This window comes from Vibrio sp. 2CM40D (assembly GCF_023161825.1).
GTDB classification, from domain to species: domain Bacteria; phylum Pseudomonadota; class Gammaproteobacteria; order Enterobacterales; family Vibrionaceae; genus Vibrio; species Vibrio alginolyticus.
Map to the genome: position 1 here is coordinate 430,913 of NZ_JALNTL010000003.1, position 22,648 is coordinate 453,560.

A 22,648-nucleotide genomic window follows, 5' to 3' on the forward strand; every position below is an offset into this window, starting at 1 on the left:
CCAAGTATATCTACCTAGTATACCGTTATCGTGATATGGAGAAAGCGTAATTGAGTACACTATTTCCCCATTTTGGAAACGGATGTTACTTACATTCGTATCTAACCGGCCTACCTATCAACGGTGATCAGGTTTAGACCTGTTTATATCGCACTAAAAATTTGAAGACACAGTGTTATTCATCGAGGGTTAACGATTGGAGTTCTTCAAGTCAGGATTACTTTTATATAAAAAGTTAAAAGCCTTGGAATAAACTAGAAATTAATTATAAGTTAAAATTAAAAAATTGAGGGTTCAATGAAGTTAAACAATGCCTTGCTGGCCATTTTATCGCTCACTTCTTTCGTCACGTTTGCGAAAACGGAGTTAACGGTTAGCAGTCAATTAAAGAGCGTAGTTGATGAATGCGCTAAAGGATTAATCAACGAATACGACATTCCGGGGTTGGCTGTTGCAGTAACGATTGATGGTAAACGTTATTTTTATAATTACGGTTTGGCTGACGTAAGTAAGGGGAGTTTAGTCACCAACGACACAATTTTTGAACTCGGCTCTATCAGTAAAACTTTTACTGCTACTTTGACTGGGTACGCCCAAGAAAAAGGTAAGCTAGACATGGATGACAAGGTCAAAGATTATATTCCAGAATTAGAGAATAGTGCTCTGGGTAATACCAAGCTAGTTAATGTCGCCACCTACACTGCAGGTGGTCTACCATTGCAATTCCCTAGCGAAGTAACGAACGACGCTGAAATGATGCAGTACTACAAAACGTGGAAACCGGAGTACGAAGCCGGTACTAAGAGGAAGTACTCAAACCCTAGTATTGGTCTATTTGGCTACATCGGTGCCTTGAGTATGAAGTCAGACTATACGGAAATGATGGAAACCGTCATCCTGCCTGAGCTCGGTATGACCAATACCTTTGTCGATGTACCAAAGGATAAGCTTAACAACTATGCTTTTGGTTATAGTTCTGAGGGAAAACCCGTTAGAGTTAATCCAGGTATTCTTGATGCACAAGCCTATGGTATTAAATCAACAAGCTTAGATATGCTTCAATATATCGAAGCAAATATGGGTCAAGCGCAACTTAATACTGATATAGAAAATGCGCTAGAGAGAACTCATACTAAGTATTTTGATACCGACACGTTTACACAAGCCGTAGGATGGGAGGGTTATGATTACCCCGTTTCACTTTCGCAATTATTGAAGGGTAACTCCAGCGATGTAATTCTCAAAGCTAAACCGGTTCAAGCAAGTGTATCTGGTACTCTCGGTCGTGACGTTTGGTATAACAAAACGGGCTCAACAGGTGGCTTTGGGGCATATGTCGCGTATGTACCCTCTGAAAAAATAGGCATAGTGATTCTGGCGAATAAAAACTACCCTAATGCAGAAAGAGTAGAGGCTGCTTACCATATTATTAGCTCAGTGGTGAAGTAAATTTTAGTGGTAATAGGCACTACGTAATTATTAGAGCTTATTTAGATACATACTATCTACAGTGTTTTATTAGATAGTATTTATAGGAGTATTCATGAAAACTAAGCATTGGTCTAAGGTGACTTTGCTACATGAAGTTGTTACGAACCCAAATATAACGATTAAAGGTAAACATAGTTATTACAGTGATTGTTGGGACGCCGGTTTTGAAGAGTCTGTTGTAAGATATCTACAAGGCGATGAGTTCAGCCGAGATTGGGAACCAAAATGGAAGATTGATAAGTTACATATAGGTGACTTTGTCTGTATTGCAGCGGAAGTTGTCATTGTTATGGGGGGAAACAGTACACATAGAGCTGATTGGTTCTCCTTGTACCCATTTATGGACTTTATTGAAGAAGCGTACGTCGGGAAAGGAGATACTCATATTGGCGATGGCGCCTGGCTCGGTATGCGATCCATGATAATGCCGGGTGTGACTATCGGAGAAGGAGCAATCGTTGCGGCAAACAGTGTGGTGACGAAAGATGTTGAGCCTTACAGCATGGTTGCGGGGTCACCAGCTAAGCATGTCAAATATCGCTTTTCTCGAGAGACGATAGACGAACTGCTTGCTCTTAGGATATATGATTGGCCTGATAAGAAAATCGACAGCCTGAAGAGATTTTTATGTTCAGACGATTTAGAAGGGCTGAGAAAGGCAAGCGCTGAATATGATAGAAACCACTCATAATCGTGACAGCGTCACTGTTTAGAAAGTAAGAAAGAGGTATTGTTGGGCCTCTTTGTATTAGATATCTAGCCAATACAATGAGTAATCATTTTATTCTTTTATTGATCTTTTACGTGAACATGATAGGGCGCGTACCATTTGCGTTCAAGAACAAGAGGACAACGTGTTTGGTTAAGGGGAAACCGATGGAATATCGGGAAATTATAATCATTAAGAGCCGCATGTAGCGGCTCTTTTTGATCCTGAAATTGGTTAGTGGCGACAGACTACGAAGCGCTCAGAGGGTTACGAGGACTCGCTTCAGATAAATGAAGAAAGAGCGAATCGAAGTGGCTGTTGTTACCTATTTGACTGCTCATACCGTTGCCATTCCGCTGTTAACTCTGCTTTTTCTTTTCTCGCTGCAATCAGCATTTCTATATTTACGTCAGTGTTTGGGTGCCTTTGAATGTATCGTTCGTAATCAACCGGAACACCATTGATGTGCAGTTCAAGATGTAAATGCGGCCCTGTTGTTCTTCCTGTGTTACCCGTTTTCCCTATCACTTGTCCTCGGCTGATCTTCTCACCAACATGGACGTTGCGCTGAGATAAGTGTAGGTAGCGTGATACAGAGCCATTTGTGTGGCGGATATTAATGTAGTTGCCGGCAAAACGGTTGTAGCGGGACTTTAAAACGACGCCATCAGCAATACTACGAATCGGTGTACCTACAGGTGTGGCATAATCAGTGCCTAAGTGCGGAGTCGTTATATTGGTCACTGGATGTGTTCGCTTTAAGTCATAGTCAGAGCTCACTCTGTAGTTTTTATCAAAGGGTGAAGAAAACATGAACTGATTATTTATCGACACACCATGCTCATCAAATACGTTACCGTGACCATCATTGATAATAAATAAATCAGTTTTACTGCCTAAATAGTAAAAAGAACTAATGTAAGTTTCATTTTTACTATTTAATTTAGTTCTTAAGATAAAGTTATCACCTCTTTTAATAGAGTCAATAATATTAAACTTGCTTTTGATAAGTGCTAATAGCAAGTTGATCTCTTTTTGACTCACTCCTGATTTTAATAATGAAGCGACAAAAGAGTATTCAACAACACCGATAGTGATTTTTTGCCTACGAGTATTCTTATTAATTGGTGGCTGCACATTCTTACTTTCGAATTCTAAAGGCTTGATGGTAGGTAGCCTATCCACAGGAGTGAGGAAGTAGTGAGAAAGCGATACGCTAATCAATATGATTAACGCAGTAGTGATAAAGGCTACGGTAGGAGCTTGCACACTCCTTTTTATTATTAAAATAGTCATTAGTTTTGTTGATTTATCAATACTGACAGTTGTGCGTAGAGTATAATATTTTAAATAAAAACTAGCATTAAAGCATGAGTAATTCCTCTGTTTTAACTAAGTTAATAATTATAGGATGTAAGAATAATTTTAATAATTCAGTCAAAGTGACGGTTGGCTTGGTGTTTATGCCTATTTTGTTGGTGTTAATGTCACGTTGAGAAAATATTTTTCAATAATATAATCTCGGGAAAATATATTTTGCCAAATTACTATGTTCGCTAAAAATACGCTGAAATTAACATTAGGTCTTACGCTTACATCTCTTTTATTGAGTGCATGTGGTGGTGGTGATGGAGGAGACAACACACCGCCAGCTAGAAGCAAAGGAAGCATTTCCGGTATGGTGTTTGACGCCCCAGTCAATGGCGCCAAGATTGAGGTTTTCGAGTTCAAAAATGGAAACTTAGGTCGGAAGTTGGCTAACACAACGTCTGATGCCTTCGGAAACTATCTGCTAGAGTTTGAATCTTCGTCAATGCCTCTTTTTGTTGTTGCAAAAGAGGGGAGTTATACCGATCCGTTTACAAATGAAACGGTATCTGTGAGTAATGCGAAGACACTTAAATTTGAAGGTGTTGTGAACTTTAAAGAGGGGAGTGAGCAAAAGTTAATGCTTACTCCGCTGTCGAACTTGGCAGCAGGCTTGGCAAAGTACAAAATTTCTCAGGGGGCCACAGATGAAAGTGCCTTTTCAACTGCTTTGGATAGTATCAATAGCATGTATGGCTTTGACGTAAATGAGACCAAACCTATTGATATTACCAAAGGTGGGCAAAGCAGCTTTGCTAGTGTAGGGCATCAATACGGCGCTTTATTAACAGCATACTCGTCTTACTCTTACGATCTTATTAAAAAATACGGCAACAGCGATAACGTCTACACTTCGATGCACTTCGCTGACATCCAATATCGGGATGTTATTGCAGATGGTGTTCTTGATGGTCTTGAAGTGAGCCAGACTTCCGGAGCAGTGACTCCCCTCAGCTTTGGACAGAAAAAGATAAACAGCGACGTTTATACACGTGACTTATCTCAACATGTTTTGATCGTGGTAAACGACCCAAGTATCAATATTTCTGGTACTGATGCTGCCGACTATGTCGACTTTAGTAAGAAGCTTAATGACTTAGGTACATATGGCAGTACAGATGGCGTCATTCCACCGCGAGATGGGACGGAGATCGATACCACAGCGCCTATCGTGACACGCATTGACCGTGATGTACTTGCTGGCACCGATAAAGTTGATCTAAAAATTGTTGATGATATCGGTGTAGAAGACGTATCCGCCTTTATTCAGTATCAGATTAATGGCTCTTGGTCTGGTGAATTTCAATGTAACGACATACAAGATTTTGGAAGCACATTCTGTTCGGTTGAATTTGATGATTTTGAAGTTGGCCTTCGAGAGACCAACGTTAAAGTTAACATTAATACCAAAGAGATCGATAGTGTAGATATGAACCCTGCCACAGGGCTCTCAAACGTAACAGCAGCACGGTTAGTCTTATATACAGCGGATGTACTGGGTAATGAGTTAATTCCAGGCAGCCATTCGGGTCTTCATATCAACTTTGAATGGGATAACGATGCGCCTGTTATCGATATTACATCGGCGAGTGCAATTAATAACCAACTTAAAGAATACGTTCTGAAAGGGGTTGTAAAAGAAAGCTCGCAAGAGATTAGTTCGGTCAGTATTTCATTTAAAGATGGCTTACATGAGGGCGTCACATGTTCTCCTGTCACTGTAGAGTCTGGAAATGCTTGTGAGTTTAGTAAGGCTTACCCAACTGATGAATTCCTATCTACGACGGTCTTTGAGGTTCGAGCGAGGGATAGCAAAGGCAATACGGGCTCTGCGCAGCATGCAGTAAGTCGTGACGATCAAGCGCCAGCACAGACGATAACCTATCCTGAAGGTACGTCAATGACGTACGTAAATGTGGGTTTAGATGGTGAACGAACCACTTACGATGGTATCTACTCTCAAGATACGTACACCCCAGACAATGTTCAAGCAAGCCGCGATTTCCTGAAGATTGATTATGCGTACGCAAGTTTAGGGATTAAGAACTCATTAAAAGGGATAGATTTTAGTAACTTCAACGCTAATTTATTGAAAGAGAATAAAATCCCTTATGTTCGTGTGAAAGTTTCAGACGTAAACACCGATACGGTTTTAGGCTCCAACGCTAATAAGCTTAAGCTCGTCGTCAAGTACTACGTAAGCCAAAACAACGATAACAACTACTCACTTCAGCAAGTTATTGATACAACGGCATCAGATGACGATTACATCGCAAAAATTCCGCACGAAACGCTGTTAGATAGCAATGGGCGAGTAGAGGATGTCATCTATTACATTCCTTTTGTAAGAGATATTTTGGGTGACAGCTTTAAATCGGTATCAGAAAACAGTAGTCAAAAGTTAGTCATTCAAACCATCGATGAGTCTGATAACGAAAGTACTCCAAGAGAAGTATATTTTAGAAGTAGCTTTGACCTACCAACCATAAAAGTGGTGACACCATTTATTGGTGCGCGAGCTCAACTTGAAGGGTTGAGCCCAAGTGGTGAATTCACTTCACTTGCAAGTTGTACCACTATCCAGCAACTGGAAAGTGACCAGTCTATGGCTCTTGACGTAGCGAGCTGTGAAACCACAACTGACGTAGTGAATTATGATTTCATGCGTGTTCGTTTAATTGGTATCGAAGGTAGTGAGCCATACTATTACCAATGGAAAAGAGATCCAGGGACCAAGAAAGTAACGGTTGACTTAAACAAGGCCAATATTGGTGTGTATTTTAAGCTCAAAGGTTCTCAAACTTACTATATTACTGAACTATCGACATATCAGACTGGTTTGTTTGATTTCCAGTGGGATCAAGTGACAGCGGGAGAGAAAACTTCAGAACGTGCGATTCAAATTCTTGATGAGGTGCGCTACGCGTTATCAGGTACGAATAACAACTCATTCTTTGGGTTTGATCCAACGGTTGTGTCTTATGCAACCAATGAAATGCTTACGACTAAAGCGATTCCAGACAAGCCATCAAATGACTATCTACACCGATTCCTTGTTGAAGCAATTGATAGTATTGCCGAGAGAATGCCAAGAAATAACTCATTAGATTTTGCATCTGCTATTTACGATGATTTTAGCTACGATGGAAAAGCAAATGGTATAGGGGCCGGAGGAAGTCAAGTTACGCTCGATTCTTACACGCTTGGCGCTGAAACTTACCGAAAAGATCTGGCGCAATCCTATTATGAAATCATGGCGAGCAAATACGGTATTGAGACCAATATCGCGCAGCTCTATGCTGATGATATTTCGATGGCTAATCCTGACTTAAATGGTAAGAACATTTTTGATACAGAGGGTAGCAGTATCGATACCTTGCCGCCGCAGCCAAAATTAACCATTGAAAGCGGTAGAGAGACGATGGTTGGTAATAGGCTTTATATCGCTGGCGAGGTTGTTTCTAAAATTGTCCTAGACGATCCTTCTGGTATTGTAGGAACCGACGCTCACGGCCCGAAGTTTAGCACGATGTGGTATCAAGCCAATGAGCCAAACATTGAAATACCACTGGACATCAACGTCGTAGAAAACTCAGACAGCAGCAATGCTTATCGAAAAGAGTACTTCTTCACCCTTAACTCCCAGTCTAGTGAACTAAAAGATATTATAGAGTTTGCCGTGGAGACCAGTGCTATGGACCCACATGGCAATGCGTATGGTTACAATGGTAAATCTCCGTTTATAGAATCGGTGTTTATTGATAACGACTTCCCTAAGGCCACTTACCTTCCACCGAATGATGTCGATGGTAAACCTGTAGAAAACGGTATTTATTTAAATGCGAACAATACTCATGAATTAACCTTCAAGGTTGAGGATATTGTTGGTGATAAGCTTGCCTCGAGGGGCCTTGTTTTCTACCAGCAAACCGGTGAAAAAGTAACATACACACCAGAAAACTTTGCAAGTAACTCGAAAGACGCGTTTAAAGTCAAACTATGTACGGGCGAGATTTGTTCAAATCAAGGCTCTACGATTTATCCTGGTGATGGAGATTGGTTAGTTGTTGCAGCAGCAGAGGACAACTTAGGTAACTCCGTTTCAGAGTTAACTAGCACCGCTCCGAGATTCAATATTCGTATCGACTCTGAAGCCCCTATTGTAAAAAGTGAGCAGGTTCAAAGCCGTTTAGGTGGTAATAACCAATGGGCACCTGTCATTGATTGGGGGACGTTAAGCTCTGGCAATAACGTAAAAATAGATTTGCGCCGCGGATCTGGTCAGGCTCTGACATTAGAAAGCTGTGACCCTCTAACAGAGGCGTGTGACGTACCATACCTAGTTGGTGAACAGCCTGACGTCAAAGTCCAACTGGTTTCAAAAGCATTTGATTACGATGAATGGAATGAATTTTACGTCACTGCGACGGACAACGCTTACCCTGCCAATGTTAGTACAACAGGGAAATTTACCTTCCAAGTCGATAACAAAGGCCCTGAAATCATCCTAAATACGCCTTGGGTTGAAGACACATTGTCTAAAGAGAACTATGTCATAGGGCGTGAGTTCAATGTGCGATTTAAATCCGTAATAGACGATTCAGACCTTGAGCAAGTCTCGCTGTATCAAAGTGGTAAAGATTCGCCAATTAAGACAATTGTGCCAACGGATTCATCTAAAGAATTTGTCATGTCTCTTATCAAGAGTGACACAGATAAAATAGACATTTCTGAAGATGAAAAAACAACGTCATTGTATGTAAAAGCAACCGATATTTATGGTTTTGAGTCTAGTTCTAACACGCACAAGGTTATTCTTGATCGTGATGGGCCAACATTAGGCTTAAGTGGTTTCAATGCGAATGACTACTACTTAGGTAACTATGTCTTTGACCTAACGGCGCTAGACCTAAATGCAAACGGTGATGTTTCAATTAATGGCGTAAATCGAGAAAGCCTAGAGTATTGGACGTTTAGCGATCTGGAACCATTACCTGGCTCTTCTGGTACAAAAATCAATGAGGATCTCAAAGTGAGCCTTGGTGATTTAGGTACGGGTACACACAAGATTCGTTTAAAAGGGTCTGATGTTCGTGGCAACACAACCTTAACCAGTGATGAGCAAGATTTTACCGTCAAAGTGTACAACTCAATCCCGCAGGTGACGCTGGCGATGAGTTACACGGATGGAACGCCAATTACAAACAACACCATCTATCAAGATGGGAATATCGTACTTACGCTTGATATTGTTGATGATAGTGGCGTTGATCGAATTGACTCAACGTATAGATTCTCTGGAGAGCAAAACGGGACTAACTTTACGTTCTCAGAAACCGCAGATGGCACTTGGACTGCAACGTTGCTTTCTACACAAATTGCCAAAGATGGTAATTATGAACTTGATATCAAGGTTTATAACAAAGTTCGTTACCTTGATGAAAAAGACCGAAAGGTTGGAAAAGTAAACCAAACCTTTAGCGTACAGCGTGAAGGCGTGGTTCTAACAGTTGAAAGCCCGCTGGACTTCCAAAATTACTTATCTGATGGTGTTCTTGATGTCACCTTTACTACATTGAGTGCGGTCAAGGCCAAAACGTTAGAGTGTTGGGTTCGTGAAGAATACAACTCTCTAGATGCGCCACCAACTAATGAGCAACCAACTTCTGGTGTTATCAACGTATCGCAAGAACCTTACAGTTGTAGTGTCAATGTTGGGCAAAACATGACCAAAGCACCTGTTACTTTGATCACTAAAACCTTGGGTACAAATGGGCGTGAAACGATCAACAAGTTCAATTTCTCGATGGTGGATATTGATGCACCGACAGTCGTGGATGGTAACTCATACAGTTTTAAAGGAAGTGATGTTTGGTTTGATGAAGCTTTGAAGAAGAAGATGCTCACATTTGAGCTCTCTTTTAATGATGCTTTATCAGGCGTGAATACCGAAAGTTCAGATGAATATCCAAAATTGGTTCGTAATCTTGGCAACAAAGCTTATACACCAACGACTTGTGCCAAAGGTGTTGGAAATATCAAGTGTACGTATTCTGAATCCTATGCCGATATTATTGATGGCCTGAGTACAACTCAAGAATACAAAATCAAGAACTTATCTGATTTAGCAGGAAACTTGACGCCAGAGCACGATCTAATGCTTGAATTACCTAAAGGTTCGGTAGTCGTTGAAATTACTGATCCGGTCGGAAACACAACCATTAATGGTCAGCAGCTTGTCGCCAAATTCAGAATTAAGCTGTATGAAAACTCTAGACTAGACAATGTGATGGCCAGGTTTGGAACGGAATCCTACAACTATAAAGATAATCCGGAGAAGTTTGCACAATTAGAGGTGTGTGCAGATGACCCAACCTACAAGTGTTCAACATTTACAAGTGAACTTCCTAGCGATGCGGATGGAAAAACGATCAGGACAACGATTACTGCAACGGATGTGTGGTCGAGAGTCGGTGAAGCGAACGTTGATATTAAAGTTGACAACACACCTCCAAGTGTTGGCGATGAGATAATCGTAACCGAATCGCCAACAAATCCAGATAATGTTCGTTTTCGTTTTGACATAACGGACACTGGTAGCAGCCTCACAAAAGTAAACTACTCGGTTTTAAACCCGAGTTATCAAGAAGAAAGAGTAGAGGATGGGAATGGTTCATCTACGTACTTTGAACTACCGAAATCTCAGTTAGAGGGGCGTGGTTCAATCACGGTTGATATCAAAGCGACAGATAGTGTTGGGCTATATTCAGACATCAGAAAAGTCATTGATATTAGTGTTCCTAAAGTCACGATTGATTTCGATGGGATTACGAGTTTGCAGGGTGGGAAACTGTTTTTTACCAAGGCGAGCCAGCCGTTTACGGTATCTACTGTGGAAGGAGAAAGAGTGAAAGCTTCACAATATTCTGTGGAGCTTATTTCAAGCCTCGGTGATTCCTTGCGTTACTCAGGTGATGTTATCTCATCTAGTGGTAATGGAATGATGAACTTTGCCGTCGATAACCAAGGGTCATACACCCTTAAGGTGACGGTGACGGACTCAGTTGGAAGAGAGAATACAAGCTTTGAATTACTAGGCAAAAGTTATGATGGAAAGGTTATCGAATCTATTGTTGATTATGACGCTCCAAGTATTTCGGGCTTAAGTGCTAATCAAACCTCTAAGGTGCCGACAAACGATAAGTATCAACTAGAAATTAGTGCATACATTACAGATAAAAATTTAAATCTCGTCACGTCAAAAGCGGTGAGTGGTGGTAGCACAGTGGCTCCTCAAGCGATTACTGAGCCGACAACCGAAGCGGGGCCTTATGTCATAAGCTATTTGTTACCGAAAGGCGATCATACGATCACGGTGGCAGCAACAGACAAGGTGGATAACAAGAGTGAAAGTTCTATTGACGCGCATGTGGAAGCGGCAACCGTTCCCGGGCTAAGTATCTCTACCGCCTCAAGCGCCCCTCTTTTTGGAGGCGAAGAGATTACGCTTGCGTTTAACTTTACAGAAGAAGTTACGAACTTTGATATCTCAGATGTCCATCTTGTCGCTAGTGATAGCGGTGTAACAGGAACGTTAAAACAAGATACTTGGTCGACTTCAGACAATATTACGTGGACGGTTAACTATGTCAGCCCAGAAAAACAAGATAAAAATATCACTATTCAGGTAGAAGACAATAGCTATCAAAGTACCAACACCATTCCTGGAAAAGGAAGCAGCTTAAGTATCGCGGTTGAAGGAACCTTACCAAAACTGACCAATGTGACATTTAACCCCGAGCATCAGAGCGTGGGGCAAAGCGTGAGTGTCTCGCTTGAGTTTGATAAAGAGCTCCAAGAGGCGACCGCTACGCTTGGCGGCAATCGCATTAGTTCTCTGTCAGCAACGGCAGATAAAAAGGTCTGGGTTGGTGATGTACAAGTTCCGAGCACCGCGCTGTTAAGTGTCGACTTGGTTGTTAGTCAGTTTAAAGATTTGACTGGCAACATAGGTGAGGATAACACCGCTCACGAATTGCCAATCACGCCAACCTTAGCTATTAAGCCAGTGGGCAATGTGGATGAAACGCATGCCGCCACACTACAATTCGAAGGCACGTCGACACGTTTTGACGGTCAGTCCCTGCGTCTTGAAGTGAAAGCCCAAGGCAGCGCGACGGTACTAAAAAGCGGCAGCGCGACAGTACAAGCCGGTGGCACTTGGACCAGTGACGCGATGGATATGAGTCATCAAACCAATGGCACTTACATCGTGATGGTGACGGGGACGAACTCAGCGGGCATTGAAGTGAGTGAAAGTCAGAGCTTTACACTGGCGCAGTCTCTGCCAACACTGACTAACGTGACGTTTACGCCTGAGCACCAAGCCATTGGCCAAAGCGTGACGGTGACGCTGGAATTCGATAAAGATCTGCAATCCGCCTCAGCAGAGTTAGGTGGCACGACGATCACCTCATTAATGGCAACCGCGGACCCAAGTGTTTGGACTGGTGATGTAGTGGTACCAAGCACGTCAGAGCTGAATGTGGGGTTGCTTGTTCGTGACTACCAAGACTTATCAGGGAATACCGGTAGTCAGAACACGGCTTACTCCATGCCGATCACGCCAACCTTAGCTATTACGCCAGTGGGCAATGTGGATGAAACGCATGCCACCACGCTACAATTCGAAGGTACGTCGACACGTTTTGATGGCCAGTCCCTGCGTCTTGAAGTGAAAGCCCAAGGCAGCGCGACGGTACTAAAAAGCAGCAGCGCGACAGTACAAGCCGGTGGCACTTGGACCAGTGACGCGATTGATATGAGTCATCAAACCAATGGCACTTATACCGTGATGGTGACGGGGACGAACTCAGCGGGTATTGAAGTGAGTGAAAGCCAGAGCTTTACACTGGCGCAATCTCTGCCAACACTGACTAACGTGACGTTTACGCCTGAGCACCAAGCCATCGGCCAAAGCGTGACGGTGACGCTGGAATTCGATAAAGATCTGCAATCCGCCGCAGCGGAGTTAGGTGGCACGACGATCACTTCATTAGTGGCAACCGCGGACCCAAGTGTTTGGACTGGTGATGTGGTGGTACCAAGCACGTCAGAGCTGAATGTAGCGTTGCTTGTTCGTGACTACCAAGACTTCTCAGGGAATACCGGTAGCCAGAACACGGCTTACTCCATGCCGATCACACCAACCTTAGCTATTACGCCAGTGGGTAATGTGGATGAAGCGCATGCCGCCACGCTACAATTTGAAGGTACGTCGACACGTTTTGATGGTCAGTCCCTGCGTCTTGAAGTGAAAGCCCAAGGCGGCGCGACGGTATTGAAAAGCAGCAGCGCAACGGTACAAGCCGGTGGCACTTGGACCAGTGACGCAATGGACATGAGTCACCAAACCAACGGCACTTATACCGTGATGGTGACAGGGACGAACTCAGCGGGCATTGAAGTAAGTGAAAGTCAGAGCTTTACTCTCGCGCAGTCTCTGCCAACGCTGACTAACGTGACGTTTACGCCTGAGCACCAAGCCATCGGCCAAAGCGTGACGGTAACGCTGGAATTCGATAAAGATCTGCAATCCGCCGCAGCGGAGTTAGGTGGCACGACGATCACCTCGTTAGTGGCAACCGCGAACCCAAGTGTTTGGACTGGTGATGTGGTGGTACCAAGCACGTCAGAGCTCAATGTGGCGTTGCGGGTTAGTGACTACCAAGACTTATCAGGAAACACCGGTAGCCAGAACACGGCTTACTCCATGCCGATCACGCCGACCTTAGCTATTACGCCAGTGGGCAATGTGGATGAAACGCATGCCGCCACACTACAATTCGAAGGCACGTCGACACGTTTTGACGGTCAGTCCCTGCGTCTTGAAGTGAAAGCCCAAGGCAGCGCGACGGTACTAAAAAGCGGCAGCGCGACAGTACAAGCCGGTGGCACTTGGATCAGTGACGCAATGGACATGAGTCACCAAACCAATGGTACTTATACTGTGATGGTGACGGGGACGAACTCTGCGGGCATTGAAGTGAGTGAAAGCCAGAGCTTTACACTGGCGCAGTCTCTGCCAACGCTGACTAACGCGACGTTTACGCCTGAGCACCAAGCCATCGGCCAAAGCGTGACGGTGACGCTGGAATTCGATAAAGATCTGCAATCCGCCGCAGCAGAGTTAGGTGGTACGACGATCACTTCATTAGTGGCAACCGCGGACCCAAGTGTTTGGACTGGTGATGTGGTGGTACCAAGCACGTCAGAGCTCAATGTGGCGTTGCTTGTTCGTGACTACCAAGACTTATCAGGAAATACCGGTGGCCAGAACACGGCTTACTCCATGCCAATTACACCGACAATACACCTAGACGTTATCAACGATGTTACTGGAGTGGAAAGCGTGACAGTAAGTGGTAGCAGTGAACGGTTTGAAGATGGTGAGTTCATAGATATTAAAGCAGTCGACGCTGATGGTACAGAAGCCACAGGCATGGCTACCGTGCTTTCAGACTCATGGACAACTGATTTAGATCTTTCAGGACTGAAGGAGGGGGTAGTGACGATTTATGTAAATGGTACCAACAAGCTTTCCGCCTCTGCCGAAGAGGCTCAAGCAACATTTAACTATGATCGTTTCGCAAGTACAGCGAGCGTTTAGCTCGCTTTATTTCTTTGGGATTTTTTGTGATATTTATCAAAATAATTGCCTTTATTGATAAGTTACTCGAATTAATGAATCGTCTTAATACAAGGCTGAATAACTATAATAACTAGGCCAATGTTGCTTTTAGGTGTGTATGAAGTGATTGTGATGGTCGCTCGGCAGGTGCTGTGGTGAATGTGTCGCGTTGAAAATCTTTTTAAATATTATATATTTACGCTCGTTTCTATACTCTGAGTATAGTGTTCTGCATGAGGTCGATGGGTAATACCTCGCCTCTTTAACTCGCGATGAAGCAAATTTAATCCTAGCAAGCTTCAGAGCAGTTACTTTTGTGAGTGCGTAATGCGCTCACCTTTTTATTTAAACTTCCTCAGTAACAGTCAATTTGTTGTTTGTTGCTGAGGAGGGCACCTCATAAACTTCTGAATTTCCTCGTGCTTACCTGAAGCGCACGTGACTACAATTTTTGTTAACTTCAGTCCATAAATTAAATTTTTTTAGATAGTAAGATTTTACCATTTTGACAGAGTGGGTGATGTTACTGGCTTTTATTGTGGTTAAATCGCATGTTTTAATAGTAAAAGTCGCCATTTTTTTGGTGTTTTTGATTTCGGGCGATTTTTCTATCTCGTTGAAAATAAATGGCTAAGTAAGTAGGATACGCAGACCAAATCGTACTTGTAAGCCTTATCAGCTTAATTGTCACCGCAGCCATATTTACGATGTTGGTTGTGGAGAATTCAAATGCATTTAGTTTGCAAATTTATACCTAGCTCGAAGCTATCCTCCAACGAGCTATCTTATGTTCTTACACCGGACGAGTGTATAGGACAGCTTTCGCGTTTGCGAAATTCAGATGACATCCTTAGAAACCTCCCTAAAGAATTGGCGCAAAAGATTTCCATCTCTGCCAAAAACACGACCAGCGCATTGCTAGCTGCGATAAGAATCGAATTGGGGAAAGGCAATTGGGTGTCATTATCTACCGTTGCTCGTCGTTCGCCATTGACGGACTCTCAGCTGCAAAGCTTCCCTAGACTTAAATCACTCGTTGACTCTGTATCTGCTTCGAATGAAAGCAAAGCTTTTAAAGCAGGATACAAGCAGGTTACCGACGATGTTGCTTTAGTTCGTAGTTACACGCATGTCCCCTCTGAGCCAAGCCCAGATCAAAAAATCGTTGTCGAGTTTGCAGGGCAGTGGTCTAGCAACGCGGCATGTTTGATGTTGGGAAAAACCGAAGCTCAAAAAGAAAAAGTGACTGTAGGCAAGGCTGATACAGAAAACAAACACCGCAGCCTCGCGATATTTAAAGATCTCGAAGCTGAGGGCAAAACGCTCTATATCAAAATCCCTTGCACTGACCAGCCTCAGCCAATTTTGCTTAAACTCGCCGAAGACCTGCAACCCGTTGATAAAGAAACTCAAATGGATGAGTGGGATAACGTGTTGGTGCCGGTAGTTCCAGTTCATAAGAGTGATTCAGGGTATGTATCTATTGATCGCGGTTATATTTATGTCGTTTGGCAATCAGAAGTTTGGCGAGAAATCCAAGTTCAAAACGACGGACGCTTTTCTGATGTCGATCTATCGCTCTACCAAAGCACTAAGTCCTCGCCTCAAAGATCGGTCGATATCAGCTTATATGATGAAGACTCCGAAGCATTTCTGTCAGGGGAAGCGTTTCAACTGTACCAAGACGGTAAAAAAGTCTATGAGGGCGTGTTGGACGAATACGCTTGCGCCCGTGTTTTTGGTCTTACGGGAGAAGAAGTTGAGGTAGTGGTTGCTGATTGGCCTAATGAAGGCGAAACATACAGAGAATTATTTCAAACCGAGTTGAGTCCATTTAAGGCTGGAAGTAAAACTAAGAGAGAGCCGCTTGGTGTTCCTTTGCCTCATATTTGGCTTCCATACAAAATCAACGGCAGCGTACAGAGTGATGTTGCTCTTTATTATTCTCGGGCTCAACTCAATACTCAGCAACTCAACGAGTTAAAGAGCGGGAATAACGAGAAAGCGGTTAAAGTAGACCTCAGTGATTATTCTTCTGCTCATAACTTTGATGCGAGCTCCGAACCTGTGATTTCGCTGCCGAATCTAGATACTCAAGTGTTAAGCAAATCAGATTACAATGTCGTCAGTCAAAAAGAGCAGGGTGTTGCTGCCGCTGTTGTTAACTCCCCAAGTGAAGGCATCGTAATTACTTATAAGAGTAACCCCCAATGCGATCAACCAGATGATTATTTCCAACTGGCGTGTGTTGATGAAACATGGAGCCAAAAGATTTTTTTGCGCGAGGCTGAGTTTGTGGATCAGTATTGTAAAGAAGTCGTGTTTAGTGGTTGGTTACCAGAAGTTAAAAGGGTCAATCTAACCCGTCATTGCCGATCTCATAACTCAGATAAAACGGTCTTAATGTCAGTAATTTTTCAAGACATTGAACTCACGGAACTATTATAAAATGAAACGAACAACGTTAAGTATCATGCTTCTGTCGACAGCTATGTTATTAACAGGCTGTGGTGACGAAAGTAATCAAACTTCGAATACTGCAACAACACAATCCGTAGAAAAAGAACCCACTCAAAAGGCTTGTTACAATGTTGGTGAAACAACGTCATTAGAACGCAAAGATGTGACAGGACCACGCTGCCAATGGCAAAGTGAGCACAACTTTATTGTTTACTCTGAAGATCTGTCCAAGCCTGAATACCCAGGTACACTTCCCGTAAAACCAGGCTATGCTGTTCGCAGAGCAAAAGAGTGGCCTCGTGAAGATTTATCTGATGCAAGTTCCTATGACAAACCTCGAATTCAGTTTTGGTGGAATAATGTTGGCTCTCGAGACCCTCTCGTAAACGATTACGAAAATGGCTATAAAATCTGGAGCATGAAAATTGATGGGACAGATTTACGCTTAGTCACGGATGATATGCCAAGCACCGCGTCACCACAGAATTTTACGATGAGTCGTTCACCTAACAATCGTTATGTGGCTTATGCATACAGTTATGGAGAGCCTCTGATAAAAGCCATTTTTGACTTAAAAACGCAACAGACCATTAAGCTAGGGAGCGCGCGGACTAAGCCATATTTGGTCTGGGCGGACGACTCTAGTTACATCTACTTCTCAGATGGTTTTAAGCGTTTTAAATACACACTCGCGACAGGAACCAAAGAAGAGGTAGATGTACCGTTGTCTGAAGATACGGTCATTGTAGATGGCAAGTTAATCAATGCCGCGGGCTTGGGGGTGGGAGTTTATGACGCCAAGACTCTCGAACGGTTATACACGATTTTACCTGAAAAAGAGTTTGAAGACTCCATCGATATTGAGAAGCGCATCTACCGCCAAACTGCCATCAGCCCTAATGGTAAGTACGTATGGGCGGTGAACTCATACCGTAAAGTTTTGATCAATGTTGAGGAAAAAACGTGGCTTGCGTTCTCTGACGAAGGAGAGGAAAAGAAAGTTTACGATAAGGTGGTTAACATTAGTAATGATGGCCGAGAAACCCAGACTGGAGCAGCAGTAATAACCATAAAACGCTATGGATCTGATTATCGCTATGAGTTGACCGGAAAAGGTCGACAGTCATGGAAGGTGATTCATTCTGGAAGAGTAGCTAAAACCCCAGTTCTTTATAATGCCGATGCTAACGGTGGGCGTTTTCTGGAGGTAGAAAACGATGAGTAATGACCTTAAGTATTTACCAACAGATGTCTATTTGTTTGGTGTCGATTTTCCTAATGTTGGGGATGCACAGAACCCTCAATATAAAGAACTCAATATCGAAAAAGACCTGACCTCATTGGAAGAGTTGAAAAAAATTCGCCCTATGTCACGGCTTCCCATTGCCAAAAACTTAGGAGAGGAAAGCGCAGCCCTTTGGGCGACAGACGACTTAGGTCGTTTACATGTACTGGGCGATTCTATTCAGAAAAACCAAAAAACCAGCATCAATCAGGTTTTGGCACTGCGCTCGCCAGTACATGAACTAACACAGAAGACGTACAAGCTGTCTTTTCCTGAATGGTCAATGCTTACAGAGTTGGCGATTGGTGCACAGAGTGATGCTCGGCCAATGAAAAAGACGTGTGCAGACCTTGTCTCTATCTTAGAAAAGCTAAAGGGGTATGACGGTGATCAAGCACTGAACTCGCTAGAAAAAAAAGTGGAATACGCTGTTACAGAAGTAAAGCGCTCACAACTCGCGCCTAAATATGAAGCAGGCACTCAAGCACTAACGGATGAGCAAGCTACATATAACAAATGGTATGACTCTGTTCCTGAAGATAAGCCCATTCGTGGCTTTATTGTACCCACGTTCTCATTTCTCGCCGTAGCATTTTCTACACAAGAGTATGCTGATGCAATTGTTAAAGTTACTCGTTTTGATGAGGAGACCGGACAGCACCTAAACCTGCAGGGCAAAAATACCATAACGCAAGCACAACTTGAGCAAAACAGCGGTTCGCATCGCCCAATTGCGTTGTTTCCGTTGGCGTCGGACGTTTTTATTGATGGTATGTACACCATTGAGGTGACTTTTGACATTGAACTCATTGATGAGATCCCTGAGTTTGCATTAAATGCCACTAATGTAACTAAAGAATATGATGAGGTTGGACTTATCTCCAAAGTTAGCTACGAGCTACGAGAATACATCACGCTTAGCCAAACGACACCTTTTGGTAAGATCGCGGTTGTTGCGGGCGACATGATCTCACTTGAAGAGTCTTTGATATACCAATTTCCTACGCAGTTTAAAGCTCTACAAGCCTTCCGAATGGGAGAGCTTGAAAACCTAGAGAATAGCGGAACGACTGCCAGTATGAGTGCTGCGCTGTGGGAGATTGGTACAAAAGTTACGCCAAGTTTGGTTAATGCTGGCATTAATATTCATCAAAATCCCTCCAGTAAACACGACGTGGTTGGAAGTTTAGCAAACACGTTTTGGGGGCAAGTAGATAAGGGCGCATTACCTCCAGCCATGATTTCGGCATTGGAGTTTTCATTTGGGGTATCGGCTACCGCAGCAGCTTACCAAACTCTTCAAGATTTACGCCAAGCGGCATCGGAATCCGAGCGTGCAGCACAAGTGGGCTTAAAAGTGCTCCTCAAAGAGAAGGGGTTTGACAAAAGTAAGTTCTTTACCAAGGTGATTGAACCTGCGAGAAATGGTAATGCCCACGTTGTGGCGGGGAGTGCTGCTAGAACGTGGTTGACAGGTAACGGCAGTATCAAAAGCTTTTTGTCGCCCTTTGCTGGTGCAGGGCTCAATGCAATCAACACCTTCTATGAGATAAAAGCGATCACTGACAAAAGCGAGCAATTACGCTTAGCAGAAGAGAAAGCTAAACTCAGGAAAAGTTATTTTGAGCAGGTATCACGCGATTATCTGAACTGGGTACCTGTCTGGAAAGAAAGTCTGAAGAGCGGGGAATTACTACTTAAGCAAATCATAGATAAGTTAGGCGACAATGTAACGTTTACTGACAGCATTCCTAATGACGTTGCTGAAGACAGTGCAATGTTTGTTAAAGACCATAAAGGTGCCGGTTTACGTTTGGTTTTTCCTTTTGATAACAACCAGGTTCAAGCCCCTCACTTGTCATATTTGGCTGCTGTCGATAAAGAATTATCTAAGATTCCAAATGCCGTTGTTGAAATCGAAGGGCATGCCTGTCAAAACGGTGATTCAGAATATAACCAAAACCTTTCGCAGCAGCGAGCGCAGCATGTTGCTGAGTTCTTTTCTTCAGTTAGTGACATTCGATTTTTTGGCGAACGTCGACCGATAGTCGAGGTACCAAACAACGAAATCAAACGCGAAAACGCGCAACTTAATATTAACCGACGTGTTGAGGTTCGAATCTACCTACAAGAGTTTGCGGCGAGAATTCCACCGAGTCGACTCGGCTTTAAGGCTATGGAGCAAGCGCGTTTAGCTCAGTTAAATGCGAACTTGGGAGAAGAAGCAATTGCAAAAGAGCTCAAGCTAGCTATCTTCGAGATGATCGTTGGTATGGCTTGCTATGCTCCGATAATAGGGCAGGCAGCAAGAGGCTTTTTCGTTGTCAAAGAAGGCGGAAAAATGCTGATGAGTGGTGCCCAGTTGCTTGACTCTGCACTCTTTGATTATTACTTGTCTTCTTACAACGAGGTTAGAAAAAGCGTATCTGCAATTGAACAACTTAGCCATGAAACCACAGAGATTATTGATTCATTGGCTGAGATTAATACGCAATTGACTGAGGTGTATTTTACGTCATCAGATGCGTTAGTTGAGCACTTAGGAAAAGCTACGGGTGCAAAGGAGCTGATTAAGCGCTATCAACGCCGTGCACTTGCTATTAATGGTTTGGTGCTTTTGATTCAAAGAGCTTGTGCTGAGGGCGAACAAGAGTTCACAGAACAGTGGCGAATATTAGCTATCGATGAATACATTCAGCGATATATTGAAACCGATGGTTGGATATTAAACACAGAGTTAAAAGAAAACTTGTGCAACTTGTGGATCCAAGAACTCATGCGTCGTGAGGGACGCAAGCAATTAGTTGAAAGTTACGGTGAAGAAATAGCTGAACAAATCATTACTCGTAACAAAGCCAACTATATTGCTCCAAAAAGGAAAGACGTTTCTGGGGCGTTTAATGTCGCGTTTCCAGTGCAAGACAAGCTCTATAATCGCGATCAACAACGAGGCTTAGTGGAGTTTGCGACACAGTTTAATGTTGAGTCTAAAAAATTATCAGAAGAGGACCTAGGGTTCGTTAGGTTATTAGTCTCTGAGCCTCATGACAACTCTAAATGGGTCACCTTTGATGAGTGGGAGAAGGTACGATTAAAAGCAAATAAAAAGGTGCGATTATCGCCTTTCCACCGTTTGAAGTGGCAAATGGTGTTAGGCAAACAAAGTCTGAAACAGATGACGTCAAATGTGTTTCAGTGTGAGATGTCTTATCAGCGCACTGACGGTTTACTTAATACCAGTGGACCTAAGTTTAATTTGATGTTCAAGCCGATGAAACACGAGGAATTTAGTGTAGATCCCAAAGGTGAGTTGGCCGAATTTTTTGAGGCGGAAAAAGCAGACGGCAAAGTCCTTATTGGTTGTGAGTTTGAACCGTATTTTTACTTTGGCGATGATGTCTTCTCTGGAGTGAAGCCTTTGATCGCTAAGCACGATTTAGTCGATTATAGCGGATACTTATCTCAAGTTGCTCTCGGTCCGATTTTTGGGCAGGTGATAAAAATTGACTCCCAACAAGATGTACTCAAAGAATATGTAAACAGCGGTGGCTTCAAAAATATGACCTATGAGTTCACTCTATCTGGAAGCAACTATAAGCTACCAGTACGAGTGGACAAGACAGTCGGACGATTTATTACGTCACCTAGACAGATTCCTGTAGGAGTCGATACAAACCATAACTATACACTCTCTGCTAAATCGGGCTTTATTGCGAACGGAAATAGTGTGTCAGAGAAAGATTTGTTAACGCTAGATTTTGTCTTACATAGTAAAGTTCATAAAGGCCCGACAAAGCCTGTTATCGATGACATTAAGCACAGTGCGATTGCGGTCAACTACGGAAATAAACGACAGTTTATGAACGAAGACAGTATGTTCACTACTGCTGATGAGCTCAAAGGTTTTGATTGGACTTCGAATAAGTCATTCGCTATGGAAGTTATGCTTATTGGTGGCAAGCACAGAAAAGAGTCGTATGAGGGACAAAACCTCGAATGGCAAAGTGTTCCAGTTTCACTAAAGCTATCTACTACTTTTGATAATGAAGCCGTATTCGGATCTGAAACTACCGCTGGTCCTGAGTATCTAAGTAACCTTACTTATATTGGGATACTAAAGAAAGACGGTTCTAAATGGACGCTAGATGACAGCGATGTGATTAACAAAAATATAGACGCAGATTTTGTCTCTGAGGCTCTATCCAACATAGACATGGATGAAGATTTCGATGGTAAGGTGGTCTACGCGTCTCGTTTCGAGTTCGCATTTAAAGCGCTGAACGGGCAAGAAATCAAGGGGCTTCGACCATTTGGACCCGTTGTCTCGACATCTGGTCGATTCCAAGAAGCAGTTCTAAAGGTGTCCTCTCTAGTACAACGTAATACAGCGGAAAAAACGCCGTTTAAACTTGAAAGCTTTGAGATGTCGTTGGGCAGGCAGTACAAAAATGTAGATGAGTTATCTTATTTTTCTGATTGTGAAGACCCAAGCTATAAAGTTGATAAAGATATGTACATCAACTGGGCAAAACTGAAACCTGAAGAGCGTACAGAACGTTTGGTAACTTGGATTAGAGACCCATACTTAGCAACTATCATTGAAGCGTCGATTCTCAATAAATAAAAAAACCGCCTTCGGGCGGTT

General features: G+C 43.1%; 7 protein-coding genes. 6 read left to right on the forward strand and 1 reads right to left on the reverse strand.

The features are described 5' to 3' along the window. Positions 1 to 297: 297 nt before the first annotated feature. Entirely contained in the window at positions 298 to 1,449 is a 1,152-nt protein-coding gene (gene ampC, locus MTF70_RS08530) for a class C beta-lactamase (RefSeq protein WP_205461069.1), read from the forward strand. Between the two features lie 94 nt (positions 1,450 to 1,543). Beyond that, positions 1,544 to 2,182 (forward strand): CatB-related O-acetyltransferase, encoded by a 639-nt coding sequence (locus tag MTF70_RS08535; RefSeq protein WP_005373432.1) that lies wholly within the window; start codon positions 1,544 to 1,546, stop codon positions 2,180 to 2,182. A 339-nt stretch (positions 2,183 to 2,521) separates the two neighbouring features. On the opposite strand, the gene MTF70_RS08540 is transcribed toward MTF70_RS08535, so the two are convergent. Next, positions 2,522 to 3,496 carry a peptidoglycan DD-metalloendopeptidase family protein gene (locus tag MTF70_RS08540; RefSeq protein ID WP_054865523.1) on the reverse strand — a complete coding sequence of 325 codons (975 nt, stop codon included), beginning with the start codon at positions 3,494 to 3,496 and terminating at the stop codon, positions 2,522 to 2,524. 253 nt (positions 3,497 to 3,749) lie between these two features. Here MTF70_RS08540 and MTF70_RS08545 point away from each other — a divergent pair, with 253 nt between their 5' ends. The 4 genes from MTF70_RS08545 (at position 3,750) to MTF70_RS08560 (ending at position 22,627) form a co-directional block, all read left to right on the forward strand. Then, positions 3,750 to 14,237, forward strand: a complete 10,488-nt coding sequence (locus tag MTF70_RS08545) for a tandem large repeat (RefSeq protein ID WP_248393929.1) — start codon at positions 3,750 to 3,752, stop codon at positions 14,235 to 14,237. Between the two features lie 750 nt (positions 14,238 to 14,987). Then, positions 14,988 to 16,706 (forward strand): hypothetical protein, encoded by a 1,719-nt coding sequence (locus MTF70_RS08550; RefSeq protein ID WP_248393930.1) that lies wholly within the window; start codon positions 14,988 to 14,990, stop codon positions 16,704 to 16,706. Position 16,707: 1 nt separating this feature from the next. Continuing rightward, entirely contained in the window at positions 16,708 to 17,943 is a 1,236-nt protein-coding gene (locus MTF70_RS08555) for a hypothetical protein (protein ID WP_042522645.1), read from the forward strand. Next, positions 17,936 to 22,627 (forward strand): OmpA family protein, encoded by a 4,692-nt coding sequence (locus MTF70_RS08560; protein ID WP_176311472.1) that lies wholly within the window; start codon positions 17,936 to 17,938, stop codon positions 22,625 to 22,627. The genes MTF70_RS08555 and MTF70_RS08560 overlap by 8 nt, the downstream gene beginning before the upstream one ends. Positions 22,628 to 22,648 lie beyond the last annotated feature (21 nt).